The 26,321-nt window shown below is 62.2% G+C and carries 26 protein-coding genes, 2 tRNA genes and 1 pseudogene; 15 read left to right on the top strand and 14 right to left on the bottom strand.

What is annotated here, in order from left to right:
* Window position 1: 1 nt before the first annotated feature.
* Genes APH25_RS08160 through APH25_RS08150 form a run of 3 tightly spaced genes read right to left on the bottom strand, consistent with a single transcriptional unit; the run spans window position 2 to window position 2,089 of the window.
* Window positions 2-1,180 carry an MFS transporter gene (locus tag APH25_RS08160; protein WP_028634766.1) on the bottom strand — a complete coding sequence of 393 codons (1,179 nt, stop codon included), beginning with the start codon at window positions 1,178-1,180 and terminating at the stop codon, window positions 2-4.
* A gap of 55 nt (window positions 1,181-1,235) precedes the next feature.
* Window positions 1,236-1,706, bottom strand: coding sequence for a GreA/GreB family elongation factor (locus APH25_RS08155; protein WP_060481565.1), 471 nt, complete (start codon window positions 1,704-1,706; stop codon window positions 1,236-1,238).
* Window positions 1,707-1,708: 2 nt separating this feature from the next.
* Window positions 1,709-2,089, bottom strand: a complete 381-nt coding sequence (locus APH25_RS08150; RefSeq protein ID WP_060481564.1) for a hypothetical protein — start codon at window positions 2,087-2,089, stop codon at window positions 1,709-1,711.
* A gap of 127 nt (window positions 2,090-2,216) precedes the next feature.
* On the opposite strand from APH25_RS08150, the gene earP reads away from it, so the two are divergent.
* On the top strand, window positions 2,217-3,350 hold the full coding sequence (gene earP / locus APH25_RS08145) for an elongation factor P maturation arginine rhamnosyltransferase EarP (RefSeq protein ID WP_060481563.1): 1,134 nt from the start codon (window positions 2,217-2,219) through the stop codon (window positions 3,348-3,350).
* Between the two features lie 48 nt (window positions 3,351-3,398).
* Window positions 3,399-3,971 carry an elongation factor P gene (locus APH25_RS08140; RefSeq protein ID WP_028634770.1) on the top strand — a complete coding sequence of 191 codons (573 nt, stop codon included), beginning with the start codon at window positions 3,399-3,401 and terminating at the stop codon, window positions 3,969-3,971.
* Window positions 3,972-4,040: 69 nt separating this feature from the next.
* On the opposite strand, the gene APH25_RS08135 is transcribed toward APH25_RS08140, so the two are convergent.
* Entirely contained in the window at window positions 4,041-4,496 is a 456-nt protein-coding gene (locus tag APH25_RS08135) for a MarR family winged helix-turn-helix transcriptional regulator (RefSeq protein WP_060481562.1), read from the bottom strand.
* A gap of 246 nt (window positions 4,497-4,742) precedes the next feature.
* Between APH25_RS08135 and APH25_RS08130 the strand changes: the two genes are divergently transcribed.
* Window positions 4,743-5,492 carry a sulfite exporter TauE/SafE family protein gene (locus APH25_RS08130; protein WP_028634772.1) on the top strand — a complete coding sequence of 250 codons (750 nt, stop codon included), beginning with the start codon at window positions 4,743-4,745 and terminating at the stop codon, window positions 5,490-5,492.
* Window positions 5,493-5,502: 10 nt separating this feature from the next.
* Here the strand turns inward: APH25_RS08130 and APH25_RS08125 are convergent, their stop codons facing one another.
* Window positions 5,503-6,354, bottom strand: coding sequence for a LysR substrate-binding domain-containing protein (locus APH25_RS08125; RefSeq protein WP_042141622.1), 852 nt, complete (start codon window positions 6,352-6,354; stop codon window positions 5,503-5,505).
* A gap of 96 nt (window positions 6,355-6,450) precedes the next feature.
* On the opposite strand from APH25_RS08125, the gene APH25_RS08120 reads away from it, so the two are divergent.
* Window positions 6,451-6,669, top strand: coding sequence for a DUF1127 domain-containing protein (locus APH25_RS08120; RefSeq protein WP_060481561.1), 219 nt, complete (start codon window positions 6,451-6,453; stop codon window positions 6,667-6,669).
* 11 nt (window positions 6,670-6,680) lie between these two features.
* Here the strand turns inward: APH25_RS08120 and APH25_RS08115 are convergent, their stop codons facing one another.
* The gene (locus APH25_RS08115; protein ID WP_060481605.1) at window positions 6,681-8,027 is read right to left on the bottom strand and encodes a class II 3-deoxy-7-phosphoheptulonate synthase; all 1,347 of its coding nucleotides are present in this window, start codon (window positions 8,025-8,027) and stop codon (window positions 6,681-6,683) included.
* A 115-nt stretch (window positions 8,028-8,142) separates the two neighbouring features.
* Here APH25_RS08115 and APH25_RS08110 point away from each other — a divergent pair, with 115 nt between their 5' ends.
* Together APH25_RS08110 and APH25_RS08105 are read left to right on the top strand one after the other, a co-directional pair.
* Window positions 8,143-8,898: a spermidine synthase gene (locus APH25_RS08110; RefSeq protein ID WP_060481560.1), complete on the top strand. Its 756-nt coding sequence runs from the start codon at window positions 8,143-8,145 to the stop codon at window positions 8,896-8,898.
* Window positions 8,899-9,350: 452 nt separating this feature from the next.
* Window positions 9,351-11,064 (top strand): annotated as a pseudogene (locus APH25_RS08105) (DEAD/DEAH box helicase).
* A gap of 59 nt (window positions 11,065-11,123) precedes the next feature.
* Here the strand turns inward: APH25_RS08105 and APH25_RS08100 are convergent.
* On the bottom strand, window positions 11,124-11,891 hold the full coding sequence (locus APH25_RS08100) for a class III extradiol ring-cleavage dioxygenase (RefSeq protein ID WP_060481558.1): 768 nt from the start codon (window positions 11,889-11,891) through the stop codon (window positions 11,124-11,126).
* Window positions 11,892-11,992: 101 nt separating this feature from the next.
* On the opposite strand from APH25_RS08100, the gene APH25_RS08095 reads away from it, so the two are divergent.
* Window positions 11,993-12,643, top strand: a complete 651-nt coding sequence (locus APH25_RS08095; protein WP_060481557.1) for a thiopurine S-methyltransferase — start codon at window positions 11,993-11,995, stop codon at window positions 12,641-12,643.
* A gap of 122 nt (window positions 12,644-12,765) precedes the next feature.
* Here the strand turns inward: APH25_RS08095 and htpX are convergent, their stop codons facing one another.
* Both htpX and APH25_RS08085 read right to left on the bottom strand, forming a co-directional pair.
* A complete protein-coding gene (htpX, locus tag APH25_RS08090; RefSeq protein ID WP_060481556.1) occupies window positions 12,766-13,653 on the bottom strand; it encodes a protease HtpX in 888 nt (295 codons plus the stop codon).
* 246 nt (window positions 13,654-13,899) lie between these two features.
* Complete coding sequence (locus APH25_RS08085; protein ID WP_060481555.1) at window positions 13,900-15,111, bottom strand: pyridoxal phosphate-dependent aminotransferase; 1,212 nt, start codon at window positions 15,109-15,111, stop codon at window positions 13,900-13,902.
* Between the two features lie 167 nt (window positions 15,112-15,278).
* Here APH25_RS08085 and msrB point away from each other — a divergent pair, with 167 nt between their 5' ends.
* Together msrB and APH25_RS08075 are read left to right on the top strand one after the other, a co-directional pair.
* Window positions 15,279-15,674 (top strand): peptide-methionine (R)-S-oxide reductase MsrB, encoded by a 396-nt coding sequence (gene msrB / locus APH25_RS08080; protein WP_028634782.1) that lies wholly within the window; start codon window positions 15,279-15,281, stop codon window positions 15,672-15,674.
* Window positions 15,675-15,688: 14 nt separating this feature from the next.
* On the top strand, window positions 15,689-16,177 hold the full coding sequence (locus tag APH25_RS08075; RefSeq protein ID WP_060481554.1) for a glutathione peroxidase: 489 nt from the start codon (window positions 15,689-15,691) through the stop codon (window positions 16,175-16,177).
* Here APH25_RS08075 and APH25_RS08070 read toward each other — a convergent pair.
* Window positions 16,167-18,521 carry a response regulator gene (locus tag APH25_RS08070; RefSeq protein ID WP_060481553.1) on the bottom strand — a complete coding sequence of 785 codons (2,355 nt, stop codon included), beginning with the start codon at window positions 18,519-18,521 and terminating at the stop codon, window positions 16,167-16,169. The genes APH25_RS08075 and APH25_RS08070 overlap by 11 nt on opposite strands.
* Before the next feature lie 81 nt (window positions 18,522-18,602).
* On the opposite strand from APH25_RS08070, the gene APH25_RS08065 reads away from it, so the two are divergent.
* Both APH25_RS08065 and APH25_RS08060 read left to right on the top strand, forming a co-directional pair.
* A complete protein-coding gene (locus tag APH25_RS08065; RefSeq protein WP_028634785.1) occupies window positions 18,603-19,493 on the top strand; it encodes an ATP-binding protein in 891 nt (296 codons plus the stop codon).
* Entirely contained in the window at window positions 19,490-19,972 is a 483-nt protein-coding gene (locus tag APH25_RS08060) for a GAF domain-containing protein (RefSeq protein ID WP_028634786.1), read from the top strand. Before APH25_RS08065 ends, APH25_RS08060 begins: the two co-directional genes overlap by 4 nt.
* A 53-nt stretch (window positions 19,973-20,025) precedes the next feature.
* Here the strand turns inward: APH25_RS08060 and APH25_RS08055 are convergent, their stop codons facing one another.
* Complete coding sequence (locus tag APH25_RS08055; RefSeq protein ID WP_028634787.1) at window positions 20,026-20,793, bottom strand: hypothetical protein; 768 nt, start codon at window positions 20,791-20,793, stop codon at window positions 20,026-20,028.
* Between the two features lie 324 nt (window positions 20,794-21,117).
* Here APH25_RS08055 and APH25_RS08050 point away from each other — a divergent pair.
* The 3 genes from APH25_RS08050 (at window position 21,118) to APH25_RS08040 (ending at window position 23,443) form a co-directional block, all read left to right on the top strand.
* Window positions 21,118-21,193 (top strand) — tRNA-Glu (locus APH25_RS08050).
* Between the two features lie 4 nt (window positions 21,194-21,197).
* Window positions 21,198-21,273, top strand: a tRNA-Gly gene (locus APH25_RS08045).
* Between the two features lie 226 nt (window positions 21,274-21,499).
* Window positions 21,500-23,443: an integrase arm-type DNA-binding domain-containing protein gene (locus APH25_RS08040; protein ID WP_034033041.1), complete on the top strand. Its 1,944-nt coding sequence runs from the start codon at window positions 21,500-21,502 to the stop codon at window positions 23,441-23,443.
* 53 nt (window positions 23,444-23,496) lie between these two features.
* On the opposite strand, the gene APH25_RS08035 is transcribed toward APH25_RS08040, so the two are convergent.
* The gene (locus APH25_RS08035; RefSeq protein ID WP_034033039.1) at window positions 23,497-24,141 is read right to left on the bottom strand and encodes a substrate-binding domain-containing protein; all 645 of its coding nucleotides are present in this window, start codon (window positions 24,139-24,141) and stop codon (window positions 23,497-23,499) included.
* A 104-nt stretch (window positions 24,142-24,245) separates the two neighbouring features.
* Here APH25_RS08035 and APH25_RS24895 point away from each other — a divergent pair, with 104 nt between their 5' ends.
* The gene (locus APH25_RS24895) at window positions 24,246-24,539 is read left to right on the top strand and encodes a helix-turn-helix domain-containing protein (protein ID WP_034033038.1); all 294 of its coding nucleotides are present in this window, start codon (window positions 24,246-24,248) and stop codon (window positions 24,537-24,539) included.
* A 17-nt stretch (window positions 24,540-24,556) separates the two neighbouring features.
* Here APH25_RS24895 and APH25_RS08025 read toward each other — a convergent pair whose 3' ends face one another.
* Together APH25_RS08025 and APH25_RS08020 are read right to left on the bottom strand one after the other, a co-directional pair.
* A complete protein-coding gene (locus APH25_RS08025; protein ID WP_034033034.1) occupies window positions 24,557-25,447 on the bottom strand; it encodes a LysR family transcriptional regulator in 891 nt (296 codons plus the stop codon).
* Between the two features lie 93 nt (window positions 25,448-25,540).
* Complete coding sequence (locus APH25_RS08020) at window positions 25,541-26,200, bottom strand: TetR/AcrR family transcriptional regulator (protein ID WP_050159456.1); 660 nt, start codon at window positions 26,198-26,200, stop codon at window positions 25,541-25,543.
* Window positions 26,201-26,321 lie beyond the last annotated feature (121 nt).

The following is a 26,321-nucleotide window of genomic DNA, read 5'->3' as shown; positions in this document are numbered from 1 at the left end:
GTCAGGCCATGGCTGGCGTTGCGCGGCGGGCCAGGCCCCACACCAGCAGCGCCAAGGTGCCAATCGCCAGCCCTGCCACCACGATGCCCGGCCAGCCATGGTGCTGGAACAGCTGCGTACCCAGCAGCGAGCCCAAGGCGCCGCCAATGAAGTAGCAGGTGATATACCCCGCGTTAAGCCGCGTACGGGCCTCGGGCCGCAGGGCGATAACGGCATTCTGGTTGCTGACGTGCACCAGTTGCACCGCCAGGTCCAGCATCAGCACCCCCAGCAGCAACGCCACCAGCGACTGCTGGGCGAACCCCAGTGGTACCCAGGACAGCAACAGCACCACCAGGCCTACGGTGGTGCCCAGCGCCCCTTTGCCATGGTCTGCCAGGCGGCCCGCCCAGTTGGCCGACAACGCGCCCGCGGCCCCCGCCAGCCCGAACAGGCCGATCACCGCGTCGGAGTAATGGTAGGGCTCGCTGGCCAGCAGGAACGCCAGCGGCGTCCAGAACAGCGCAAACAGGCTGAATGCCAGCAACCCCAGCAGCGAACGCAGGCGCAGCACTGGCTCTTGGGCAAACAGCCGAAACACCGAGCCGATAAGCGCCGGGTACTTCAGCCCGGCATGGCTGTGGTGCTGTGGCAGGTTGCGGTGCAGGGCCAGTGCAGTAATAGCCATCAGCACGGCGGCCAGCACATAGATGCTGCGCCAGCCACCCAGCTCGGCCATGAAGCCGGCTGCGGTGCGTGCCAGCAGGATGCCCAGCAACAGGCCGCTCATCAGCGTCCCGACCGCGCGCCCCCTGAGGTTGGGCGCGCTGAGGGACGCGGCCATGGGCACCAGAATTTGCGCCACCACCGAGAACAGCCCGGTAAGCGTGGTACCCAGAATCAGCCAGGGCAGGCTCGGGGCGCACGCACTGATGATCAGCCCAAGGGTGGCGATGGCGGTCATCACGGTAATCAGGCGGCGCTGCTCGAACAGGTCGCCCAAGGGCGCCAACAACAGCAGGCCGGCGCCGTAGCTCAGCTGCGCGGCGATGACGATGCTGCCGGCAGCCGCGGTGCTCAGGCCGAACTGTTCGGCAATGCTGTGCAGCAACGGCTGGGCGTAGTAGTTGCTGGCCACGGCCAGGCCGGTGGCGGTGGCCATCAGCAGGATTAGGGCGCGGCTGAGCGTGGGGTTGGTCATACGGGTCTCTTGGCGGGCAGTGTAAACAAAGGTGGCTATGGGCAGGCGTCGTAGCTCAGGTGGCGGCGACGATCACCAGGGTGTGTGCGGCAAGCGTCACTTCATCGTCAACGCGTTTGCCGATCAGTTGCTGGCCCAGCGGCGAGCGAGGGGTGATCACGGTGGTTGCCTGGGTGCCGTCGGCAATCTTCAAACCAGCGGCTGCGGGGCCCAGAAACAGCTGCTGCCGGGCTCCCTTTTCATCCTCCAGGGTGATCAGGTTGCTTACCTGAACGCCACGTTGCGGGTCGTAGTCGCGCAGCAGCAGTTGTTGGTAGCCGAGCAGCGCCTGGCGGATCTCGGCGCTGCGGCGCGCTTGGCCGGTAGCCAGGTATGAAGCTTCCAGGCCCAGTGTGTCGTACTTGTTCTCGGCAACGTTTTCTTCGGCTGTTGCCGTTTCGTAGGCGGTTTGCGCGGCGCGGGTCAGCACGTCCAGGTCACGCTCGAGGGTGGCGACGATCTGTGCCAGTAAAAGCGGCTTGTTCATGATCAGTAGCAGAACTCCAGCACGTTGGCCTGGCTTTTGTCGGTGGGCGCCGTGCGGTTCTGTTGCAGCCAGAACTGGCACTTGGGGCTGTCGAGGTTGCGCGGGTCGCCCTGGGCGGCTTCTGCCGCCTGTTTCTGCAACCCCTTTTTATATTGCTCGAACATGCGCGCTTGGGAATCGTCGGCAGCCGCTGACGGGGGCGCTGTATGCGGGGCGCTGGTATTGGCGGCCTCGTCCAATGGCCGTGGTGGCTCTGGCCATAGGAACGATGCAGCCCAGATGCTTAATGCAATGGCGCCAGCGCCAAGCCACAGGCCTACCGCGACGCTGAGTATCAAAGGCAGAGGCCTGAGGGTAATCCTCAATTCGCGTGGGCGGGGCATGGCAGTCTCCTGTGCATCAGAATGGGCGCATTGTCGCATGGGCAGGGTAATAATCCGCGACGGTGCTTTCGCTGGCCTTAGTTTATGCGCAGAATTCGCGCTTTGGGCATGGGCGAGGGCGGGGCACGTGAAAGCCACCTGGGATATCTTCTGCACGGTCGTCGACAACTATGGCGATATCGGCGTCACCTGGCGCCTGGCTCGCCAGTTGGTTGCCGAGCATGGGGTGGCCGTGCGCCTGTGGGTGGATGACCTGCGGGCATTCGTGCCGTTGTGCCCCGGGGCCGACCTGGGCGCAGCCCGGCAAATGCAACAGGGGGTCGAGGTGCTTCACTGGCCGGCCGAGTGGGCGCCCGCGGGTACGGCAGACGTGGTGATTGCCGCGTTCGGTTGCCGCTTGCCTGACGCCTATGTCGAAGCCTTGTGCAGCCGCCCGGCCCCAGCCTTGTGGCTGAACCTGGAATACCTCAGCGCCGAAGAATGGGTCGAGGGCTGCCATGGCTTGCCGTCACCCAAACCCAATGGGTTGCGCACCGTGTTTTTCTTCCCCGGGTTTACCGAGCGTACGGGCGGCCTGCTGCGTGAGGCCGGTTTGCTGGCCCGCCGCGAGGCGTTCGAGGCCGACCCTGCCCAGCGCGCCGGGCACCTTGCCAGGCTTGGGGTGCAGCCCCAGGCCGGCGCCGCACTGATTTCGCTGTTCGCCTACGAAAACCCGCAGTTGGGCGGCTGGCTGGACGCCCTGGCCAACGCGGCCAACCCCAGCCACATGCTGGTGCCCCAGGGCCGCATCGTGCCTGACCTTTGCGCCTGGCTGAATGAGCCTGAACTGGTGGCAGGCGCCATTCACCAGCGTGGCACGTTGACCGTGCAAGTGTTGCCTTTCGTCAGCCAGGACGATTACGACCGCTTGCTGTGGTGCTGCGATTTCAACGCCGTGCGCGGCGAAGATTCGTTCGTGCGCGCACAGTGGGCCGGGCGGCCCATGCTGTGGCACATCTACGTGCAGGAAGAGAACGCCCACTGGGAAAAACTCGAGGCGTTCCTGGCGATTTACCGCAAAGGCCTGTCGGAGCCTGCCGCGCACGCGCTGCTGACCCTGTGGCGTGCCTGGAACATGCATCAGGACATGGACGCCGCCTGGCGCGGGTTCATGGTGCACTGGCCGGAACTGCAGGCCCACGCCCGCCAATGGTGTGCAAAACAGGCCGCCCAGCCGGACCTTGCCATGACGCTGGTACAGTTTTACCGAAATTGGCTATGATATGCGGCCTCGATTTTTATAAATCCATCCAGATTCGGATACTGCGTAATGAAAACTGGTAAAGAACTGAAGCCCGGCACCGTACTGCGGATCGATAACGACCCGTGGCTGGTACAAAAAGCCGAATTCACCAAGTCGGGTCGCAACAGCGCGATCATGAAGACCAAGCTGAAGAACCTGCTGACCGGCTACAAGACCGAAACCGTGTACGGTGCGGACGACAAGCTGGACGACGTGATCCTGGATCGCAAAGAAGCGACCCTGTCGTTCATCAGCGGTGACTCGTACACCTTCATGGACACCACCGACTACACCATGTACGAGCTGAACGCCGAGGACATCGAAGCCGTTCTGCCGTTCATCGAAGAAGGCATGGAAGACGTCTGCGAAGCCGTGTTCTTCGAAGGCCGCCTGGTATCGGTTGAACTGCCGACCACCATCAGCCGCCAAGTGGTCTACACCGAGAACGCTGCACGTGGCGACACCTCGGGCAAGGTCATGAAGCCTGCCAAGCTGAAGAACGGTACCGAACTGCAGGTTGCCGACTTCATCAACATCGACGAGTGGATCGACATCGACACTCGCGAAGGTGGCGTGTACAAAGGCCGTTCCAAGAAGTAAGCCTTCTTGCGTAACGCAAAAAACCCGGCGCTTGCCGGGTTTTTTTTGCACAACTGAAAGCTCTGCTCGCTACAGGCTCTTGTGCAGCCGATCGCGCAACGCCAGCAAGTCTTGCTGCAATTTCTGCAACCCTTCGGGTGTGCGCCCGCTGGCTTCGAGGATGCGTTGCGGCACCTCCTTGGCCTGTTCCTGCAACGCACGCCCTTTGTCGGTCAGCTGCACCATCACAACCCGCTCATCCTCCCGGCTGCGGGTGCGCTTGAGCAGGCCTTCGCTTTCCAGGCGTTTGAGTAAAGGGGTGAGTGAGCCCGGGTCTGTCAGCAGGTGCTGGCTGATCTCTCCCACCGTCAGCCCATCATGTTCCCACAGCACCAGCATGGCCAGGTATTGGGGGTAGGTGAGGTTGAGGGCTTGGAGCAGCGGCTTGTAGACCTTCGTCATCAGCAACGAGGTGGAGTGCAGGGCGAAGCAGACCTGGTTGTCCAGGAGCAGCTCGGCGCCAGTGGCTTTGGTGTCGGCGTTCATGCAGGTCCTTGAATTCGTCGAATAAGAATCTCGCACGCTGATGGTTGGTGCGCTCACTACCAGCGTCATTCACTGCGCAGCGCCCGCGGCCCGGCTGGGACGAGGGTCAAGCGGCTCTTGAAGAATTCGAGCAGCAATACGCCAGCAGAGTTCGTTTCAAATTCACGACACTGCGTATTTGCGTTCCCCTGCCGCCTTGCAGTCGCTAGCATGGCCGCCTTGATAGCGTGTTGAAGCGGAGCCGGGATGATCGAGTGGGTGTTGTATGCGGTGCTGGGCGCAGGCCTGGGCACAGTGGGTGGGCTGTTCGGGATTGGCGGTGGGTTGATCGCTATTCCGGCGCTTGGCGTGCTGTTTGGCCTGGACCAGCAATTGGCCCAAGGCACAGCGCTGGTGATGGTGGTGCCAAACGTGCTGCTGGCGCTGTGGCGCTACCACCAGCGCAACCGTATTGAACTGCGCCATGCCTTGCCGCTGTCGTTGTGCAGCTTCGTATTTGCCTGGCTAGGGTCCATCTGGGCGGTTGGGCTGGATGCTCACTCGATGCGGCTGGGCTTCGTCGGCTTTCTCATCGCGCTGGCGCTCTGGAATATCGCACGCCTGTTCATGAAGGTGGCGCCAGCCAGCGCCGAAATGCGCCACCCTTGGCCCTGGCTGGGTGTGCTGGGCAGTTTTGCCGGGACCATGGGCGGGCTGTTCGGCGTCGGCGGCGCGGTAGTGGCTACGCCAGTGCTCACCAGCGTGTTCGGCACTACCCAGGTGGTGGCACAGGGGCTATCACTGGCGCTGGCGGCGCCCAGTACCTTGGTCACACTGGTGACCTACGGCGTGCACCACAGTGTGGACTGGGCAGTGGGCATACCGTTGGCGGTGGGCGGATTGCTCAGCATCAGCTGGGGCGTAAAACTGGCCCACGCATTACCCGAAAAAGTGCTGCGTGGCATGTTCTGCGTGTTCCTGGTGGTGTGCGCCATCATGCTGGGCTTCGAGCTGTAGTCCGTGGCGGCTACTTGAAGCCTTCGATGATGTAGTCGGCCATGCAGTCGGTAATGGGCGATGCAACGCTTGGGCTGCGCACCAGCATCACGTTGGCCAGGGGCAGCTGCGGCAACCCCTCGTTTTCGCCAAGGATGCGCATGTTGCCGCCGATCAGGCTCTGCAGTTGGGCAGTCACCGCCAGGCCAGCGGTCACCACGGCGAAGATCGCCGACAGGCTGGGGCTGGTGTAGGCAACCCGGTAGTCGATGCCCTGTGCCTCCAGGGCGTTGCAGGTCCAGGCGCGGCAGAAGCATTCGGTGTTGAACAATGCCAGGGGCATGGGCCGCTGCTCCTGGGGGCAGAAGCCTTCGGCCGCGGCCCACACCAGCCGCTCTTGGCGCAACAGCTGGCCCACTTCGTTACCGGGCTCGCGGGTGACGATGGTCAGGTCCAGGTCCTGGCGCTGCATCAGTTGCCGGGACGTGTCGCAATGCACCTCTACCTGTACCAGCGGGTAGGCCTTGGCGAAGCTCGACAGAATGCTCGGCAGAAAGCGCATGGCGTAGTCATCCGGCGTGCCGATGCGCACCACCCCGACCATGTGCGGCATCCGCAGAGTATTGAACACTTCCCCGTGCAGCTTGAGTATGCGGCGGGCATAGCCCAGCAGTACCTGGCCTTCGGCGGTAAGCCGCACCTGCCGGCCGTCGCGCTCGAACAGCTGGCGCTGCAGGATGTCTTCTTCCAGGCGTTTCATCTGCATGCTGACAGCAGACTGTGTGCGGTTGACCACTTCCCCTGCGCGGGTGAAGCCGCCTTGGTCGGCGATGGCCACGAAGGTGCGCAGTACATCTGCATCAAGGCTCTGGTACTGGGACATTGCATCAATCTCCGAGATGCTTTGCATAAGAAACATTCGTTGGATTGATCTTAAGCCCGGCGCGAGACTGAAGCCATCGACACGGAGGGCTTCACGATGAAAGGTAACTACAGCACTATCCCGGCACCGGCCTCTTCATTCAAGCATCTGTTGCGTGCAGCCCTGCAGCGCCCCTCTCGCTGGCTGGAACTGCACCGCCAGCGCCGGGAACTGGCCAGCCTCAGCGACGCAACGCTGCACGACCTGGGGCTGAGCCGTGCAGATATCCATCAGGAAAGCGAGCGGCACTTCTGGGACGACCCGTTGCACAAGTGAAGCGTGGCCGGTCAGCGCCTTACCTGTTTCAAGGTTTCGGCGATCAGGAATGCCAGCTCCAGTGACTGGTCGGCGTTCATGCGCGGGTCGCAATGGGTGTGATAGCGGTCCGACAGGCCATCTTCGGTGATCGGCCGCGCACCTCCGATGCATTCGGTGACGTTCTGCCCGGTCATTTCGATATGGATGCCGCCTGCATGGCTGCCTTCGGCCTGGTGCACCTGGAAGAACTGCTTCACCTCATCGAGGATCTGCGCAAAATCGCGGGTCTTGTAACCGCTGCTGGCCTTGATGGTATTGCCGTGCATCGGGTCGGAGCTCCACAGCACCTTGCGCCCCTCGCGCTCCACGGCGCGGATCAGCCCCGGCAGGTGGTCACCCACCTTGCCTGCGCCCATGCGCACGATCAGGTTCAGGCGGCCCGGGTCGTTGGCCGGGTTGAGGATGTCGATGAGGCGTAGCAGGGCTTCGGGGTCCATGCTCGGCCCCACCTTCACCCCGATCGGGTTGTGCACGCCACGCAGGAATTCCACGTGGGCACCGTCCAGTTGCCGAGTACGGTCGCCGATCCACAGCATGTGTGCCGAGCAGTCGTAATAATCGCCGGTCAGGCTGTCCTGGCGCACGAACGCTTCTTCATAGTTGAGCAGCAGCGCTTCGTGTGCGGTGAAGAAGCTGGTTTCGCGCAGTTGGGGGGCTGTGTCCAGGCCGCAGGCGCGCATGAAGGCCAGGGTTTCGTCGATGCGGTTGGCCAGTTGGTGATACTTGTCGGCCAATGCCGAGTTGGCAATGAAGTCCAGGTTCCACTTGTGCACCTGGTGCAGGTCGGCAAAACCGCCCTGGGCGAAGGCGCGCAGCAGGTTCAGGCTGGCGGTGGCCTGGTGGTAGGCCTGCAGCAAACGCTCAGGGTCGGGGATGCGGCTTTTTGCATCAAAACCGATACCGTTGACGATATCGCCACGGTAGGCGGGCAGGGTGACGTTGCCAATGGTCTCGTCGCCGGCCGAGCGCGGCTTGGCGAACTGGCCTGCCATGCGGCCTACCTTCACCACCGGGCAGCCGGCCGCGAAGGTCATGACAATGGCCATCTGCAACAGCACCTTGAAGGTGTCGCGAATTTTGGCCGCCGAGAACTCGGCGAAGCTTTCTGCGCAGTCCCCGCCCTGTAACAGGAAGGCACGCCCTTCGGTCACCTCGGCGAACTGGCGCCGCAATTCACGTGCCTCACCGGCGAACACCAGAGGCGGGTAGCTGGCCAGGGTCTGCTCGACCTTGAGCAGGTGCGCGGCATCGGGGTAGGTCGGTTGCTGCTGGATCGGCAGTGTGCGCCAGCTGGCAGGGCTCCACGGTTGGTTCATGTCAGGCTCGGTCATGTAGGTTGCAGGCTTGACGCCATGTTAACAGTTGGCGCTGCGCTTGTTGCAGCGAGGGTGTTGGCGGACAATCCCCCTTTTGCGCGGGTGGGTGTGGAACATGGAAGCGGAACGTCAGGAGCGGCTACTGGCACGTGTGGAGGATGCCTTCGGCGTCATCAGCGTGTACGAGGTGGATGACTACCGCTTTCTGGAATTCGGGGATGCCATCGAGCAGAGCTGTGTGTTCACTGCCGACCCCAGCTGGCTGGAGTACGACTATACCCGTGCCATGCTGGTGGGCGCGTTGTGCCATGAGCAGCCCGAGAGCGCGCTGTTTCTTGGCCTGGGCGCCGGTACGCTGACCCAGGCGTGCATGAAATTTTTGCCGCTGGAGGACATCGAGGCCATCGAGCTGCGCCCGGACGTGCCGCGCCTGGCCATTGAGCACCTGGGCCTGGATGACGACCCGCGGCTTTATGTGCGCATCGGCGATGCGCTGGAGCTGCTGCCCACTGCCGAGCAGGCCGACCTGGTGTTCGTTGACCTTTACACCGACCATGGGCCGGGCGTGGGGCACCTGGCATGGGGGTTTCTGGAGCGTTGCCAGCAGCAGCTCAACCCCGGTGGCTGGCTGGTGATCAACCAATGGGCCACCGACGATGGCAAGCCGCTGGGGGCGGCGCTGCTGCGGGGTTTGTACCATCGCCATTACTGGGAGTTGCCGGTGAAGGAGGGCAACGTGATATTGCTGGTGCCGGCAGACTTGGACCAGGCGCTTGACCTCGACAGCCTGCGCGCCCGCGCCGAAGCACTGGCGCCGCGCCTGGGCTATAGCCTTGACGGGTTGATCCGCGAGATTCGCCCGGCCACCTGAAACCTGCGCCGGGTTTTTCGCGGGTAAATCGGATCGCCGCACCGCCGCTCCCACAGGGATCGGGCCAGCATCCAGATTTTGTGGAGGACAGATACTTCCAAAGGTTGGGCTGTCCCTGTGGGAGCGGCGGTGCGGCGATCCGATTTACCCGCGAAGAGGCCAGCGCAGTACGTCTAAGGGAATCGATTCAGCCCTCTGCTGCCCCATGGCCCGGCAATGCCGCTGCACGCTGAAAAAATTCCTCACGTAATGCGCTATTTCGGGTATAGTACGCGCCGGTCTTTTAGCGGACCTCAAAATCAGGCGGTGCAAATCCTCCGAGTCCAGCTTCGGCTGCACGTCCGCTAGGCGGACCTTCCCACGTATTCTTTTTCAATCGTTTTCGCAAATCCCCGCCGCCAAAGCTGCCTGGGTGACCTGTCGGTCTTTCATGGCTTGTGCAGCTTTGGAGCATGGGTCTTTGCGGATGCACCTAGAGGCAGACCCATGACCCAGGAAACCGGCGGCTTCGCCGCTCTCGATCTCAATGCGAACATTGTTGCTGCTGTGGTAGCTACCGGCTATGAAGAGCCGTCCGCCATTCAGCAACAATCGATCCCGATCATCCTCGCCGGTCACGACATGATCGGCCAGGCGCAGACGGGCACCGGCAAGACCGCTGCCTTCGCCCTGCCGATCCTCAACAAGATCGATGTGAGCAAGCGCGAACCGCAAGCCCTGATCCTGGCGCCAACCCGTGAGTTGGCGCTGCAAGTTGCTACCGCTTTCGAAACCTATGCCAAGCAGATGCCTGGCGTGAACGTGGTTGCCGTGTACGGTGGTGCCCCGATGGGCCCACAGCTGCGCGCAATCCGCAACGGCGCGCAAATCGTCGTGGCCACCCCGGGCCGCCTGTGTGACCACCTGCGTCGTGACGAGAAAGTCCTGTCGACCGTTCAGTACCTGGTTCTGGACGAAGCCGACGAGATGCTCAAGCTGGGCTTCATGGACGACCTCGAAGTGATCTTCGATGCCATCCCGGCTACCCGTCAGACCGTGCTGTTCTCCGCCACCCTGCCGTCGTCGATCCGTTCGATCGCCGAGCGTCACCTGCGCGAACCCAAGCACGTCAAGATCCAGACTAAAACCCAGACCGTCACCGCGATCGACCAGGCCCACCTGATGGTGCACGCCGACCAGAAGATCCCGGCTGTGCTGCGTTTGCTGGAAGTGGAAGAGTTCGACGCGCTGATCGCCTTCGTGCGCACCAAGCAAGCCACCCTGGACCTGGCCGCTGCGCTGGAAGCCAAGGGCTACAGGGCTGCCGCGCTGAACGGCGACATCGCCCAGAACCAGCGTGAGCGCGTCATCGACTCGCTCAAGGATGGCCGCCTGGACATCGTGGTGGCCACCGACGTTGCGGCCCGTGGCCTGGACGTACCGCGCATCACCCACGTGTTCAACGTTGACATGCCGTACGACCCAGAGTCTTACGTTCACCGTATCGGCCGTACTGGCCGTGCCGGTCGCGATGGCCGTGCCCTGCTGCTGGTCACCCCGCGTGAGCGCCGCATGCTGCAGGTGATCGAGCGCGTGACCGGGCAGAAGGTTGCCGAAGCGCGTCTGCCTAACGCCCAGGCCGTGCTGGATGCCCGCATCAAGAAGCTGACCACCAGCCTGGCACCGCTGGTTACCGAAGCAGAAGCCACCCACGGTGAGCTGTTCGACCGCCTGACCACCGACCTGGGCTGCAGCGCCCGCGCCCTGGCTTCTGCGCTGCTGCGCAAGGCCACCAACGGCCAGGCGCTTGACCTGGGTGCTGTAGAGCGCGAGCAACCGCTGGTACCGAGCTTCGCCCCACGGGGTGAGCGTACCGAGCGCGGTGAGCGCAGCGACCGTGGTGAACGCGGCGAGCGCGAGCGCCGTGCACCGCTGCCACTGGCCGAAGGCCGTGTGCGTTGCCGTACCGCCCTGGGTGCCCGTGATGGTATCGCCGCCAAGAACCTGCTGGGTGCGATCCTGAACGAAGGTGGCCTGGCGCGTGATGCCATCGGCCGCATCCAGGTGCGTGACAGCTTCAGCCTGGTCGAGCTGCCGGAAGACGGCCTCGAGAAGCTGCTGGCCAAGCTCAAGGACACCCGCGTAGCCGGCAAGCAGCTGAAGCTGCGTCGCTACCGCGAAGACTGATCCTGGCGCTGTGATAAATCCCCGACTTGGTTCGGGGATTTTTTTGCCTGCGGTGGGGGTCAGCCGAACCGGTAAATGTCCATGCCCAGGGCCCCCAGGGTGAAGCCTTGGTGCACCACCTTGAACTCGCCCCCTGCGCCAAGGGCGAAGAACAGGGGCAGCAAGTGTTCGTCACTGGGGTGGTTGCGTTGGGCGAATGGCGCCTGCTGGCGGTAGCCCAGCAATGCAGGTTGGTCATCAGCCTCCAACTTTTGCACCACCCAATCCCGAAACGCCAATGCCCAGGGCGCGATCACCTCGGGCCCGGCGTGCCAGTCCAGCTCGCCCAAGTTATGGGTGATGCTGCCTGAGCCTACCAGCAGCACGCCTTCCTCACGCAGGCGCGACAGTGCCTGCCCCACCTTGACCTGCAAGGCCGGCCCGCCATGGCTGGGCAGCGACACCTGAACCACCGGAATGCGTGCATCGGGGTACATCAGCGACAGGGGTACCCAGGCGCCATGGTCGAACGGGCGCTGCGCGTCCCGTTGTGCCGATAGCCCGGCTGCTTCCAGCAAGGCACAGGCTCTGTCTGCAAGCTCGGGTGCGCCTGGCGCGGGGTACTGCACGGCATACAATGCCGGTGGAAACCCATGGAAGTCGTGCCAGGTTTCTGGTTGTGAACTGGCAGTAACCAGCAGCCCGCGGCTTTCCCAGTGCGCCGAAACCACCACAATAGCCTTCGGCCGTGGCAGCGCGTTGGCAAGGCCGGCCAGCGCCGGCCCGCTGGCGCCGGGTTGCAGGGCAAGCATGGGTGACCCATGGGAAATGAACAGGCTAGGGAGCATGGCGGGGTCCTGAGGGGTAAGATGCGATCATCTTCGACCAACTTCAGATCGAATTCCAAACCAAGTTTTACCGGTAAACCATCTAAAAACTGGGAGTGATCATGGAGCCAGCTTTCTGGCAGCAACGCTGGGCGAACAATCAGATCGGCTTTCACCAAGCGCAGGTGAACCCGTACTTGCAGGCGTTCTGGCCGGGCCTGCAGTTAAGGCCCGGTAGCCGTGTACTGGTACCGCTGTGTGGCAAGAGCCTCGACCTTGCCTGGTTGGCAGGGCAGGGCCATGAGGTGATGGGCGTGGAGCTGTCACGCCAGGCAGTGCAGGCATTTTTTGACGAGCATGGGCTGCAGCCGCAGGTGCGGCAGCACAATGGCTTTGAAGTGTGGAGCAATGCAGGGATCGAGTTGTGGTGCGGGGATTTCTTTGCGCTGCAGGCCCAGGACGTTCGGGACTGTGCAGCATTTTATGATCGCGCCGCACTGATTGCCCTGCCGGTTGCCATGCGCACGGCCTACCTGCAGGCGCTTTCGGCGCTGTTGCCGGAAAGCTGTCGTGGCTTGGTCGTGACCTTGGATTACGACCAGTCGTTGCTGGGCGGCCCACCGTTCTCGGTGGGGGATGACGAGTTGCGGCAGGGGTTTGCTGGCTGGCAGGTGGAAGCGTTGGAACAGGCTGAGGTGATTGAGGGGAGCCTCAAGTTTCAGCAGGCCGGGGTGTCGAGTCTGCTTGAGCGGGTGTACAAGGTCAGGAGGTAATGCAGGGTTGCCTGTGCCGGCCCATTCGCGGGTGAACCCGCTCCCACAGGGTGGACGAATGGGCCGGCACTGGCGCAACAAAAAGGGCGACCGTAGTCGCCCTTTATGCATTGGCCGCTGGATCAGCCGCGACGGCGCAGGGCGTCGATGCGGTCTTCCAGGGGTGGGTGGCTCATCAGCAACCCGGCCAGGCCTTGTTTGAGGCCGCCATTGATGCCGAAGGCCTTCATGGTATCGGGCATGTGCACCGGCAGGCCTTGCTCCACACGCAGGCGCTGCAGCGCGCCGATCATTGCAGAAGTGCCGGCCAGGCTCGCACCGGCTTCGTCAGCACGGTACTCGCGACGGCGCGAGAACCACATCACGATGATGCTGGCCAGGATGCCCAGCACCAGCTCCGCAACGATAGTGGCCACGTAGTAGGCGATGCCCTGGCCCTCTTCGTTCTTGAAGATCACCTTGTCGACGAAGTTGCCGATGATACGGGCGAAGAACATCACGAAGGTGTTCACCACGCCCTGCACCAGTGCCAGTGTGACCATGTCGCCGTTGGCGACGTGGCCTATTTCGTGGGCCAGTACGGCGCGCACTTCATCAGGCGAGAAACGCTCCAGCAAACCTTGGGACACGGCCACCAGGGCATCGTTACGGTTCCAGCCGGTGGCGAAAGCGTTGGCCTCGTAGGCCGGGAAGATACCCACCTCGGGCATCTTGATACCGGCCTCGCGGGACAGCTCTTCGACCGTTTGCAGCAGCCACTGCTCGTGACGGGTGCGCGGCTGGCTGATGATTTGCGTGCCGGTCGACATCTTCGCCATCCACTTGGAGATGAACAGCGAAACGAGGGAGCCGGCAAAGCCGAAGACTGCACAGAACACCAGCAAGCTGCTGAGGTTCAGGTCAACCCCGTTGGCGGCCATGAACCCGTTGAAACCGAACAGGCTCAGAGTAATGCTTGCAACCAGCACCACCGCAAGGTTGGTGGCCACAAACAACAGAATGCGCATCATGGTTGTTACGTTCTCCTGACGGATGAATTGTCGCTTACTGCGGGGTATATAAGGGGCCTGCCGTTCCGATTCAATCGGCGGACTATTTCAAACTGTGTATGGCGGAGTATGGCAGAGGCGGGGGTGGTGGCTGTGGGATAGAGCGTTGCAGGATGTAAGAAACATTGCCTGTCTGAGGCGCTGCTGTGAGGTCGAGGTCGAGCGCGGCGCGCCATCCACGCGCCACCCCCAAAAAACCGTCACACCCTACTGCGAATACCCCTTGAGGAAATTCCCGATCCGCCCAATCGCCGCTTCCAGGTCATCTACCCGTGGCAGCGTCACCACGCGGAAGTGGTCTGGCCACGGCCAGTTGAAAGCAGTGCCCTGCACGATCAGCAGTTTTTCAGCCAGCAGCAGGTCCAGCACGAACTTCTCGTCGTTGAAGATCGGGCAGACCTTGGGGTCGATGCGCGGGAAGGCGTACAGCGCGCCCATCGGCTTCACGCAGCTCACCCCGGGGATGTCGTTGAGCAGCTCGTAGGTCCGGTTACGCTGCTCCAGCAGGCGCCCCGGCGGTAACACCAGGTCGTTGATGCTCTGGTAACCGCCCAGCGCAGTCTGGATGGCATGCTGGGCTGGCACGTTGGCACACAGGCGCATGTTGGCCAGCATGTCGATGCCTTCGATGTAGCTCTGGGCATTGTGTTTGGGGCCCGAGATGATCAACCAGCCAGAACGGAAACCCGCCACCCGGTACGACTTGGACAACCCGTTGAAGGTGAGGCACAGCAGGTCGGGGGCCAACGAAGCGGTGCTGATGTGCACCGCTTCGTCATAGAGGATCTTGTCGTAGATCTCGTCCGAGAACACCACCAGGTTGTGCTGGCGTGCCAGCTCCAGCATGCCGCGCAGCAGCTCGGTGGAATACACCGCGCCCGTGGGGTTGTTGGGGTTGATGATGACCAGTGCCTTGGTGTTCGGGGTGATCTTGGCCGTGATGTCGGCAAGGTCGGGGAACCAGTCAGCCTGCTCGTCGCACAGGTAGTGCACCGGCTTGCCGCCTGCCAGGCTCACGGCTGCGGTCCACAGCGGGTAGTCGGGCGCCGGGATCAGCACCTCGTCACCGTTGTTGAGCAAGGCCTGCATCGACATGACGATGAGTTCGGACACGCCGTTGCCCAGGTAGATGTCTTCGATGCCGACGCCTTCGATGCCCTTTTGCTGGCAGTACTGCATCACCGCCTTGCGGGCACTGAACAGGCCCTTGGAATCGCTGTAGCCCTGGGCAGTGGGCAGGTTGCGGATCACGTCCTGAAGGATTTCATCCGGCGCTTCGAAGCCAAACGGCGCCGGGTTGCCGATGTTCAGCTTGAGGATGCGGTGGCCTTCCTCTTCCAGGCGCTTGGCGTGCTTGAGCACTGGGCCGCGAATGTCGTAGCAGACATTGGCGAGCTTGTTCGATTTGCTGAACTGCATGATGGAATCCCGATTGAGAAAACGCGCTACGCCCTGCCGAAAGGTTTGTAAGGGCACAAAGCGGGTGCCAGACTGAACGCCTGGCACACGAAGCCAACTAATATACGTGCCACCCGCGCCCCGGAAAAGACGGCGTACGGTGAAATTAAGCCTGCCGAGGTACCCCCATGCAAAAGATCGAGAAAACCCTGGAACAATGGCGCTCGATGCTCGACCCCGAGCAATACCAGGTGTGCCGGCTCAAGGGCACCGAGCGGCCCTTCAGCGGCAAGTACAACAGCGAGCGCCGCGATGGCATCTACCACTGCATCTGCTGCGGGCTGGCGCTGTTCGACGCGCAGACCAAATTCGATTCCGGTTGTGGCTGGCCTAGTTTCTACGCGCCGATAGAAGACAGCGCCATGATCGAAATTCGCGACACGTCCCACGGCATGATCCGTACCGAGGTCACCTGTGCCCGCTGTGATGCGCACCTGGGCCATGTGTTCCCCGATGGCCCGGCACCTACCGGCCTGCGCTACTGCATCAACTCGGTGTGCATCGACCTGCGCCCCCGCGACTGAACGGAGCCCCGATCATGGCAGCTTTGAAGCTGGACATTCCCTGTGTGACTCTGGGCGGCGAGCACAAGCAGCTGGGCGACTTCCCTGGCAAAGCGCTGCTGGTGGTCAATACCGCCAGCCAGTGCGGCTTTACCCCGCAATACAAAGGCCTGGAGCAGCTGTGGCAGGCCTATCGCGACCGTGGGCTGGTGGTACTGGGCTTTCCCTGCAACCAGTTTGGCAAGCAGGAGCCAGGCGAGGCGCGGGACATCGCGCAGTTTTGCGAGCGCAACTTTGGCGTGAGCTTCCCGCTGTTTCGCAAGGTCGAGGTCAACGGCCCCGGCACCCACCCGCTGTTCGTCGAACTCAAGCAGCGTGCCCCTGGCATTTTGGGCAGCCAGAAGATCAAGTGGAACTTCACCAAGTTTCTGGTGGACCCGGCCACGGGCCAGGTGGTGCGTTATGCACCCACCACCAAGCCTCAGGCGCTCGAAGCCGATATCGAACGCCTGCTCAGCCGTTGAGCGGTACCCACTGGTCGATCAGTGCCTGCAAGTCTTCGCGGCGGAACGGCTTGGCCAGGTAGTCGTCCATGCCCGCTGCACGGCAACGCTCGCGCTCTTCGGGCATGGCGTTGGCGGTAAGCGCAATGATCGGCAGGTTGGGCCAGCGTCCGCTCTGGCGAATGTGGCGGGTGGCCTCGTAGCCATCCATCACCGGCATGTTGCAGTCCATCAATACCAGGTCGAAGGCTTGCTGTTCCAGCAGGGTCAGCGCCTCGGCGCCTTGGGTGGCCAGTTGCACCTGGCAGCCCAGCTTGGCCAGCATGCCCTTGGCCACCAGTTGGTTGACCGGGTTGTCCTCTACCAACAGGATGCGCGCCCGGCCTTGCGCCGGAGTGGCGGCGGGGCTGGCCAGGGGGTGCTCGGCCTCCTGCCCCTGCAGGATGCGGCGCAGGGTCTGGTAGAGCGCCGCCCGCGCCAGTGGCCGTGCCAACTGGTGCAGGGGGGTGAGGGCAATGGCCTGCTCGCCGGGTAGAAAGTTGCCGTAGGCGGTCACCAGCAGGATCGGGGTTGGCATGGCCTTGCGCACTGCAGCCAGTGCCTGCACGTCGTCGACGATCAGCAGGTCGATGTTGCCTGGCAGGGTGGCGGCATCGTCATGCCGTTGATAGCTCAGCCCCCAGCCGGGCAACAGGCCCTCGAGCAGTTCGTGCAGCCCGCTGCCACTCGCGCTGAGTGCCGCCACGTTGCCGTGTAGAGCTGCCGGCTGGATGGCACTGGCATATTCGACCAAGGGCAGTTCCGCGGTAAAGCGGCTGCCAAAACCCGGCTCGGACTTGATATGCAGGTGGCCATGCATGGCTTTGCACAGGTTGCGTGTCAGTGCCAGCCCCAGGCCTGTGCCGCCGTACTGGCGGGTAATGCCGGCACCGGCCTGGGTGAAGGGCTGGAAAATCCGCGCCTGAGCCTCTTCGGGGATACCGATGCCGGTGTCACGTACTTCCAGGCGTACACCGCCGACGATGGTCACCAGGTGCACGTCCACGCGGCCGAAGCGGGTGAACTTGAGTGCGTTGGACAACAGGTTGCTGACGATCTGCCTTACCCGTGTAGGGTCGCCCAGCACGCTGGCCGGGAAGTCGCGGGCGATCAGGCAGGTCAGTTCTACGCTTTGCGCAGTGTTCTGCGACAACAGGCTGGCCGTGTCCTCAACCATGGAAGCCAGGTCGAAGGCGATGCGCTCCAGCTCTAATTGCCCGGCGTCGAACTTGGACAGGTCGAGGATATCGTTGAGCAGCTCCACCAGTACTTTACCGGAGTCGTGGGCGATGGCCAGTTGCTGGCGCTGTTCATCCGGGGAAGGGTTATCCAGGGCCAGGGCAATCATGCCGAGCATGCCATTGAGCGGGGTGCGGATCTCGTGGCTCATGTTGGCCAGAAACGCCGCGCGTGCCTGCGCCATGTCCAGTGCCCGGCGGCGCGCCTGTTCCAGCTCCTGGTTGGACAGGCTCAGGCTGCTGTTGCTGGCCTTGAGCTCGTCGGTGCGTGCCGAGACGATGTCTTCCAGCTCGTTCAGGTATTGCGTAAGGCGGTTTTCGGCAGTGCGCCGCTGTTCGATTTCCGTCGCCATGCTGACGAATTGCTGGTTGGCCACTTTCACCAGCACACCGATCTCGTCGTGCTCGTGGCCGGGTGGGCACTGCACACGGGTTTGCCTTGGCTTGCGCGGGTCGCTGCCGCTGAGCGCAGCAATCACCGTGACCAGGGGCTTGGTCAGCATCATGTAGAACAGCGCCAGCAGAATGCCCGTCAGTACCAGGCTACGGGCAAAGCCGGTCAGCAAAGTGATGCCGGCCCGGTCCAGAAAGCGCCGGCCGAAGGTGTAGGTGTCTACGTCCAGGTACAGCGTGCCCAGGTATTCCTCGGGCATGTGGGTCAGAAACAGGCGCTCGCGCAGCTGGCGCTGTTCGCCGAACAGAAAGTCGCTGAGCGGCCGGTAACGGTCCTGCTGGCGCGGCCGCTCCACGTCGGCCAGCACCGTTTCGTTGTTGTCGATCAGGCGTGCACGGATGATTGCCGGAGACTGCAGCAGCCCGCGCGTGAGTTCCAGGGCCAGTTCCGAATCGATGTTGTAGGCAATGCGCGAGGCGGTGTTGTGGCTGATTTGCAGCAGGGCGCGCACTTCACGGTTGATCGACGCGTCCTCACTGGCATAATCGATGCCGATCTGGATGAGACTGAGCAATGTTCCCAGGATGAAGCCGACCAGGACTGTCAACCGGGCTTGCTTGTATGACAGGCGATTGGTGAACTTGATATCCATGGGTCCCGAGCCGGTTCTACGTGCCTTGCGCTGCGCAAGCATAGCCGATCAACCCCGGCTGCTGGTGGGCTTGTCATCCATTCAGGCTTGATTGGTCTGTCCCCCCCTTTGTCAGGAGTCGTCATGGACGCCCGCTTGATCGCTTTCCTGGACCGCGCCGAATCGGTGCTGGCGCGCCTCGAACCCCTGTTGCCGGCCGAGCGCCCGGCTATCGACTGGTCTACCACCCTGGCCGCACGCTGGCAGCGCGACGGGCGCAGCGGTTACCTGCTGCCCCTTGAGGTCAGCCTGGACATCCGCCTCAGCGACCTGATCGGCGTCGACCAGCAACGCGAGCAACTGGGCCGCAATACTCATCAGTTCATCCAGGGCCTGCCCGCCAACCATGCGCTGCTGTGGGGCTCGCGCGGTACTGGCAAGTCTTCGCTGGTGCGTGCCCTGCTGGCCGAACACGCCGGGGCCGGCCTGCGCCTGATCGAAATCGAACGCGACCACCTGGCCGATCTGCCTCGGGTGGTGGAACTGCTGCACGCGCTGCCACAACGCTTTGTGCTGTTTTGTGACGACCTGTCGTTCGAGGCCGGGGAGGGCGATTACCGGGTGCTCAAAAGCGTGCTCGATGGCTCGCTGGAACAGGCACCCGACAACGTGCTGCTCTACGCCACCTCCAACCGCCGCCACCTGGTGCCGGAAAAAGAGAGCGACAACGAGAACTGGAAGCGCGTGGACGGGGAGCTGCACCCCAGCGAAGCGGTAGAGGACAAGATTGCCCTGTCTGACCGCTTCGGCCTGTGGCTGTCGTTCTACCCGTTTACCCAGGACCACTTCCTGAATGTGGTCGAGCACTGGATCGAGCAGTTGGCGCGGCCTGCGGGCCTGGCCTGGCAGCGTGACGAACAACTCGACATACTCGCCGTGCGCTGGGCGACCGGCCGCGGTAACCGTAATGGCCGTTGTGCCTATCAGTTCGCCCGCTACTGGGTTGGGCTGCAATTGCTGGAGCAAAGTAAATGATCGACCTCAAAGCCACTGGCACTGGCCTGGACGGCTATGCCCTGATGGCGGCGCAAGTGCAGGCGCTGTTTGCCGACGAGCGTGACTTCATCGCCAACGCCGCACAGTTTTCGGCGTTTCTCTACCACCAGGTCGAAGACTTGAACTGGGCCGGCTTCTATCTGAACCGCAACCAGGAACTGGTGCTTGGCCCGTTTCAGGGGCAGGTAGCCTGCGTACGCATTCCATTCAGCAAGGGGGTATGCGGCGCGGCCGCGGCCACCGGTAAAACCCAGCGGGTGGAGGATGTGCATGCCTTCCCGGGGCATATTGCCTGTGACAGCGCTTCCAACAGCGAACTGGTCATCCCGCTGATCAAGGACGGCCGCCTGATCGGGGTGCTGGATCTGGACAGCCCGTCCATTGGGCGTTTCAGTGAAGCGGACCAGGCGGGGCTTGAGCGCCTTGCCGCCATCTTCCTCGAATTGACAGACTGCTGACCGGCCAATCGCCTGTACTGGGCGCTAGCGCAGCGCCCGTGCGGGCATGGGGGTCAGTCGTACATGGCCTTCTTCTTCCAGGTTTCCTCGTCGTCGGTCTTCAGGCCTTCAGTCAGCTCGTTCTCTTCGTTCTCGGCAGGCGCCAACTGGTCCAGCACCTGGGCGTTCACCCGGGCCAGCAGTTTCTCCAGGTACGTCAGTTGTTCTTCGTATAGCTTGGGTTCTGGCTGCTTGCGCAGGTACTGCACGCCGCGCTCGAAGGCCAGGCGCGCCTGGCCGGGCTGTTCGTTCTGCAGGGCCTGTTGCCCCAGGTTATTAAAGAACTCGATATGCAGCAGCACCAGGATGTGGCGGATTTCCTTCAGCCAATGCTTGGCTTCGGGGGCGGGCAAGAAGCCTTCCTGCGCCGCGCGGGTGATCTGGTTGTGCAGTGCCTCGAGCAGAAAGCGCACATCCTTGGCCTTGACCTCGGTCAGGATCGGGTTGGGCGGGTTGTTGACCGGGATCTTGTCCCCCTGTGCGATCAAGGCATCAAGTTCGGCGATACGGGCCTTGAGCTGGGCGTTGTGCTTGTCCACACCCAGTTGGCGCTGGTTGAGGTTGAGCTCAAGGCGGGTCAGCAGCAGTTTTAGCCCTGGCGTCATGAACTGGCCGGGGAAGGTTTCGGTGATCTCGCCGCAACGGCGCAGGCGGTCGGCCAGCTCGATCTTCATCCGGGCCCGCTCCAGCTTGCCGTTCTCCACGACATTATTCAGGTAGCCGATCAGGATCAGCAGCGCGATGCCCGCCACGATGAGCAGTGTGATCAGAAGTGGTGTCACCGTGTATGCCTCATGAAAAAGGTTGCCTTAGGGTAGGGGCGAGGCTGCTCGCGAGGCCCCCTGACCGGGTTCCCTTTTATCGGCAGCCTGCCCCAGAACTGCATGCTGGCACATTAACGCCGACCTGACGCCAAAAAATCAACGTAGACGCATCAGGGCCTGCTTCAAGGGCATTGTAGAAACCCGGAAGTCATTGATTTAAATAAATTTCTACAAAGGGGTTGACGCCTCACCGAAGCATCCATAGAATGCGCGCCACTTGCAGCGTAAAGCACACAGCGAAACGCGGCAGGCAGTGAAAGCAGGCAGCAATGCCAGCAGCGTGTCCCCTTCGTCTAGTGGCCTAGGACACCGCCCTTTCACGGCGGTAACAGGGGTTCGAGTCCCCTAGGGGACGCCAAATTGCGGGAATAGCTCAGTTGGTAGAGCACGACCTTGCCAAGGTCGGGGTCGCGAGTTCGAGTCTCGTTTCCCGCTCCAAATTATGATCTACAGAGTTCTACTGACGTCTGTAAGTCATTGAAAATAGGGGCTTCGGCCCCTTTTTTCATTCCAGCGAGCGCCACGGAAATCCACCCACAGCTACCATTTTTGAGTGACCAATTGAGGCACAAGAATACGGGTGGGACGGTTACCGGATAGTTGCTGGGGCTGAGCGGGAACCATGGCGAGCATAGGGCCTAAGTCATAACTTAGGAGCCTCGAAATGGCACTCTCTGATCTGACAGCCCGGCAGGCACGGACCACCGGCAAGCGCTACACCCTCTCCGACAACGACTGCTTGGGCCTGATGGTCTCTGCCGCAGGCGGCAAGTCGTGGATCTTCCGATACTACTGGCTTGGCAAGCAGAAACGCATGTCCCTGGGTGGCTATCCTGCCCTCAGCCTGCGCGAGGCTCGCGCCGAGCGGGATAAGGCTCAAGCCTTGCTCGCCAGGGGGATCGATCCCCAAATCGAACGCGACCAGCGCCGGCACGCGGCCAAGCTGGCGGGCGAATACACCTTCAAGAATGTCTTCGATGCCTGGGTCGAGCATCGCCGCAAGGAACTCAAGGAAGGCCGCCAAAGCACGCTTTCGCAGATCCTGCGCATCTTCGACAAGGACGTTCTGCCCACCCTGGGGAAGATGTCGATCTACGACATTCGCCGGCCCCAGCTCGTGGGCGTCGTGGCGGCGATCGAGAAGCGCAAAGCGTTCACCACCGCCGAGAAGGTTCGCACTTGGTTCAACCAGATGTTCCGCTATGCCCTGGTCATCGCCGAGGGGCTGGAAGTCAACCCGGCTGCGGACCTGGACGTGGTGGCCGAACCCAAGCCCCCGGTGGCCCACAACCCCTATCTGCACCTACCCGAGCTGCCCGAGTTCCTTCAGAAGCTCCGGCTTTACAACCCCCGGGGCTGGCAGACCCAGCTTGGCGTCCGGCTGCTGTTCCTGACTGGGGTGCGCACGGGCGAGCTGCGGCTGGCCGAGCCTGAGCAATTCGATCTCGACCGCGGCTTGTGGATCATCCCGCCGCAGGTCGTTAAGCAGCTCCAGGACGAAATGCGCAAGGCCGGCAAGCGGCCGCAGGACGTGCCACCTTATATCGTGCCTCTGTCGCTGCAGGCCATCGAGATCGTGCGTTATCTCCTGGGTGTGATGCGGCCGGCGCAGAAATACCTGCTGTCGCATCGGAGCGAACTCAAGAAGCGCATCAGCGAGAACACCCTCAACAAGGCCGTGCAGCTCATGGGGTATGAAGGACGCCTGACCGGCCACGGTATCCGCGGCACCATCTCGACAGCACTCAACGAGATCGGGTACCCGAAGATTTGGGTGGACGCGCAGCTTTCGCACTCAGATCCGAACAAGGTGAGTTCGGCCTACAACCACGCCAAGTACGTGGAGCCGCGCCGCCGGATGATGCAGGACTGGGCTGATCGCCTCGATTTGCTCGAACAGGGCGAATTGGAAGCCGCGAGCGCGCACCTGACCATCCGTATCGATGGGGTGCCGGCGATGGCAGAAGTGGAGGAAGCGGTGGGCGCGGTTCCCTCGGTGGCCGAGCCCGCTATCCCTGGTGTGCCGCCAGTAGTGGCCACACCGATCGTCGTGACCCCGAACAACGGTGGAGGCACGTTCCGACGACTGTCGCAGGTGCCGCCACCCCCTATGCATGCCCCGGAGCCGGAAGTGTCCGCCATCCAGCGCGAGCGCGCGGAAATGCTGGCCATCTACGAGTCGCCGAACAATCTGCCGGTCCCGCTGTTCGGCAAGCTGGCCGGGAAGTCCAAGGACCAGATCAACCGCGAGTTGAAAGCGGGCAAGCTACTGTCCATCAGCCTGGGCAACCGGGGGCAGCGGGTTCCCGATTGGCAGTTGCTGCCGCTCAAGCACAGGCTGGCCCAGGCGCTCATGAACCAGTGCCCGCACGCGGATTCGTGGGACCTATACCGCATGCTGACCCAGCCGCACCCCGACCTGGGTGATCGCGCGGCCATTGATGTGGTTATGCCGACCAATGTGCCCGTGATCATCCGGATCATTATGGGCGGCTATCCTCGCCATGAGGAGGAGTCCGAGGCCGTTGCCCTGCAGCCTATCCCCGAGGATGTGCGGCAGAGCGTCCGTAAGCTGGTGGACAACGCGGTGGTGTTTGAGGGGGGCTGACCCACAATCATCATCCTATGGTCGGGTCAATGGCCCCGGCCATAGGGGCGCTGTTACGTGGCGCCGGCCGCGGTGATTTGCAGCGCTCTGCGCTCGAACCGCTCCGAAATGGAGTCGGCTTGCGCGTGGGGCTGGTGCAGATACGTCACCATCTCATAGGGACCGTCAGAGAGCGGCCGCATGGTGATCCCCCATCCCTGACCTTGGTCGATGCGCGATTGCGCGGATACCCCGACGCCGTAGCCGGCTGCAACCCATAGCGCCAGCATCTCGAATGAAGTCACCCGCAGGATGTTCTCCTGGTCCAGTGGCATGACGGAGGCCAGTCTTTCGTCCAGCAGAGGGCAATCCTCGGCCTGCCAGCGATAGATCGGGTAGTCCTGAAGATCGGCGATGGTGAGCTTTGCCCTGTCGAGTTGTGAATACAACCGCGGCGGCACGGCGACAGCCATGCTCTCGGCCCACAAAGGTTGCGTCTTGAGGGCTGGGTCGCTGGCCCCCTGAAGCGACATCCCTGCGTCGTAGCGGCCTTCACGAAGTCCCTGAAGCAGAACGTCATCTGCAACCTCAAAAAACGAGAGGGCGACGTCTGGCTCTTCCGCGCGTTGTCGCGCGAGAAGCGCTGAAAGATGCGATGAGGGTACGCCCAGTGCTACGGCAAGTCTGAGACGGGGGTGGCGACGCGTGGCGTCGTGCATAAGAGCCCCCAAGAAGAGAATTGAGTAAGAAAACAGCCCCGTATGATACCCGTGAGTTAAATTTAACGTGGTTAAATTATCGTGACTGCTCGACGCTTCTGTTGATGCAGAAGCGTACTGTTCAACGAGGCCGTCCCCCAGGCACCACCAGGTATGAAGCCGAGCCAGCCCTGGCATTCGGGAAGGCCGTACGCGCGTTTCGTGTGGATCAGGGTGTTGCTCAGGAGGAACTGGCGGCACTGGCCGGAATTGAGCGTTCGCACATGGGCAAGATCGAGCGGGGGGAGCATTTGCCCTCCTTAGGCTTGGTACTTAAGATTGCTGCGGCACTCAGGATCAGTGGCACCAAACTGATGGCTGCAACGGAGCGCAATATGGCCCCTACTGCCGAGGTTTGAGGCTGACTTCTGAGAAGCTATCCGTCCAAACCTTCGCGTAGACGAACGATAAGCCGCTCCAGTGAGGCCGGCACATCGCCGCTGTCGGGCCGAAGCAGATAAGTTGTGATGATCGCCGACTCCACGGCCAAGGGACGAATCACGACGTCCGGTCGTTGGCTAATCGGAATTTTGGTGGCTGCCATGAAGCCGACACCATAACCGGCGCCGACCAGCGTAAGCATCATGTCTAACGAGGTTGCGTGCTCGACAACGTTCTGCCGATTTTCCAAAGGGCCAAGCAGCCGTGCTAATTCTCGGCAGTAGCCCTCACATATCTGTGGGTCGCACAAGACGAGCGGATGGCTGCCGAGTTCATCGAGCGGCACCTCCTTGTGGATGAGGAGCTCATGCCGGGCGGGTACGGCAACTACCAATGGGTCGTGCCAGATAGCTTGGGCAGTGATGCCATCGCCGACATCTGCAGCGTGTGCGAAGCCAATTGAAAAATCGCCGGCCCGCAGGCCTCGCACCTGCTCGGCCAAGGGGACTTCGCATAAGCGAATCTCGATCTCCGGTTCCTCTGCGCGACAACGCGCTAGGAAAGCTGACAGCCGTGAATCAATAGCGCCGTCAGATATAGCAATGCGTAGACTCCCTCGCAAACCTGCCGCGATTGCCCTTGCGTTGTCTTGCGCCTGCTCGAGGATAATGAATAGTCGACGGATGTCTTGCAGGAAGGCGGCACCGGCTGGGGTCAAGCGGGTCCCCCGTCTATCCCGGTCGAAGAAAACGACTCCTAACTCGTCTTCCAGTTCTTTAATCGCTCGGGACAAGGGGGGTTGCTCGATGTGCAGTCGCTCGGCAGCCCGTGTGAAGTGTAGTTCCTCGGCCAAAGCAACGAAGCATCGAAGGTGTCGTAACTCCATCTGTAGCGCCTTTTTAGTTGCAGATGCCAATTCCCTGCGCTGTCATCCCTCGTTGGACTACCGTTTAAGCCTAGCGTTAGCTTCACGACTGACTCAGCTTTTCGCCTGCTCGTATTCTTGGACGATTGCCTGCATGCCCCCCATTGCGAAGTGGAAAAGGTGTTCCACAACTGTGGCTGGCGGCATCTGAAACACTTCCTGCAAAGGTCCAGGAAAACTGCGCCCACCTACCAGCAGCATCAGGCAAGGCGCGCCGACACTCAGCAGGCACCTGGTCAGTGCGGGGTCTTCAGCCGGGATCTTCGTGATTTCACTGAGCATGCGCTTGACGAGCACCATCTTCGGCAGTGCTTCGTTCTGAAAAAGCACCTGCAGATGTGAACTCGGCGCCAGCACTTCCCTGGCCAGGATTCGCAGGTGCCAGGCTTGAGGCTCTTCGGTCGCACGTTGGACCAATTGCTCGATCAGAAAACGCAGCTTCGACGTTGGCGCCAGCTCGCTCTCGACCAGTTCGCGCAGATCGTTCACTCCCAACAGCCGCCGATGGGCCTCGGCCAGCACGGTCTGGTAGAGACCACTGCGGTTGCCGAAGTGATAGTTGATGGAGGCCAGATCCACGCGCGCTTCGGCGGCGATGGCCTTGTTGGTGGTTTCGGCGTAGCCCGTCGTGGCGAATAGTTCGCCTGTGGCCTCCAGGATTCGGGCTCGTGTCGCTTCGCCATCCGAGCGAAGACCGCGTGCGGGCTTGTTCATCCCTTGACTCTCTAGAGCAGATATGGATTGCATTCTCACCCAATTTAAAACTAAAATCAAATTAATGAAGGCGCTCCCGCCGCAGTCTTCTGCCGTCCGATCCTGATTCCTGAGACCTTTG

The organism is Pseudomonas sp. NBRC 111119 (genome assembly GCF_001320125.1).
Classification (GTDB): domain Bacteria; phylum Pseudomonadota; class Gammaproteobacteria; order Pseudomonadales; family Pseudomonadaceae; genus Aquipseudomonas; species Aquipseudomonas parafulva.
Note: the sequence above shows the minus strand (reverse complement) of the source record. Positions and strands in the feature narration are given on the sequence as shown.

Bases quoted from the DNA above. Each gene is read 5' to 3' on its own strand.
- APH25_RS08095 (WP_060481557.1), top strand. From the start codon at position 11,993: ATGGAGCCAGCTTTCTGGCAGCAACGCTGGGCGAACAATCAGATCGGC.
- APH25_RS08065 (WP_028634785.1), top strand. From the start codon at position 18,603: ATGGACGCCCGCTTGATCGCTTTCCTGGACCGCGCCGAATCGGTGCTG.
- APH25_RS08020 (WP_050159456.1), bottom strand. From the start codon at position 26,200: ATGAACAAGCCCGCACGCGGTCTTCGCTCGGATGGCGAAGCGACACGA.
- APH25_RS08040 (WP_034033041.1), top strand. From the start codon at position 21,500: ATGGCACTCTCTGATCTGACAGCCCGGCAGGCACGGACCACCGGCAAG.
- msrB (WP_028634782.1), top strand. From the start codon at position 15,279: ATGCAAAAGATCGAGAAAACCCTGGAACAATGGCGCTCGATGCTCGAC.
- APH25_RS08035 (WP_034033039.1), bottom strand. From the start codon at position 24,141: ATGCACGACGCCACGCGTCGCCACCCCCGTCTCAGACTTGCCGTAGCA.
- APH25_RS08155 (WP_060481565.1), bottom strand. From the start codon at position 1,706: ATGAACAAGCCGCTTTTACTGGCACAGATCGTCGCCACCCTCGAGCGT.
- APH25_RS08150 (WP_060481564.1), bottom strand. From the start codon at position 2,089: ATGCCCCGCCCACGCGAATTGAGGATTACCCTCAGGCCTCTGCCTTTG.
- APH25_RS08085 (WP_060481555.1), bottom strand. From the start codon at position 15,111: ATGCAGTTCAGCAAATCGAACAAGCTCGCCAATGTCTGCTACGACATT.
- APH25_RS08100 (WP_060481558.1), bottom strand. From the start codon at position 11,891: ATGCTCCCTAGCCTGTTCATTTCCCATGGGTCACCCATGCTTGCCCTG.
- APH25_RS08160 (WP_028634766.1), bottom strand. From the start codon at position 1,180: ATGACCAACCCCACGCTCAGCCGCGCCCTAATCCTGCTGATGGCCACC.
- APH25_RS08115 (WP_060481605.1), bottom strand. From the start codon at position 8,027: ATGAACCAACCGTGGAGCCCTGCCAGCTGGCGCACACTGCCGATCCAG.
- APH25_RS08110 (WP_060481560.1), top strand. From the start codon at position 8,143: ATGGAAGCGGAACGTCAGGAGCGGCTACTGGCACGTGTGGAGGATGCC.
- APH25_RS08075 (WP_060481554.1), top strand. From the start codon at position 15,689: ATGGCAGCTTTGAAGCTGGACATTCCCTGTGTGACTCTGGGCGGCGAG.
- APH25_RS08070 (WP_060481553.1), bottom strand. From the start codon at position 18,521: ATGCTTGCGCAGCGCAAGGCACGTAGAACCGGCTCGGGACCCATGGAT.
- APH25_RS08125 (WP_042141622.1), bottom strand. From the start codon at position 6,354: ATGTCCCAGTACCAGAGCCTTGATGCAGATGTACTGCGCACCTTCGTG.
- APH25_RS08025 (WP_034033034.1), bottom strand. From the start codon at position 25,447: ATGGAGTTACGACACCTTCGATGCTTCGTTGCTTTGGCCGAGGAACTA.
- APH25_RS24895 (WP_034033038.1), top strand. From the start codon at position 24,246: ATGCAGAAGCGTACTGTTCAACGAGGCCGTCCCCCAGGCACCACCAGG.
- APH25_RS08135 (WP_060481562.1), bottom strand. From the start codon at position 4,496: ATGAACGCCGACACCAAAGCCACTGGCGCCGAGCTGCTCCTGGACAAC.
- APH25_RS08060 (WP_028634786.1), top strand. From the start codon at position 19,490: ATGATCGACCTCAAAGCCACTGGCACTGGCCTGGACGGCTATGCCCTG.
- APH25_RS08130 (WP_028634772.1), top strand. From the start codon at position 4,743: ATGATCGAGTGGGTGTTGTATGCGGTGCTGGGCGCAGGCCTGGGCACA.
- APH25_RS08120 (WP_060481561.1), top strand. From the start codon at position 6,451: ATGAAAGGTAACTACAGCACTATCCCGGCACCGGCCTCTTCATTCAAG.
- APH25_RS08140 (WP_028634770.1), top strand. From the start codon at position 3,399: ATGAAAACTGGTAAAGAACTGAAGCCCGGCACCGTACTGCGGATCGAT.
- htpX (WP_060481556.1), bottom strand. From the start codon at position 13,653: ATGATGCGCATTCTGTTGTTTGTGGCCACCAACCTTGCGGTGGTGCTG.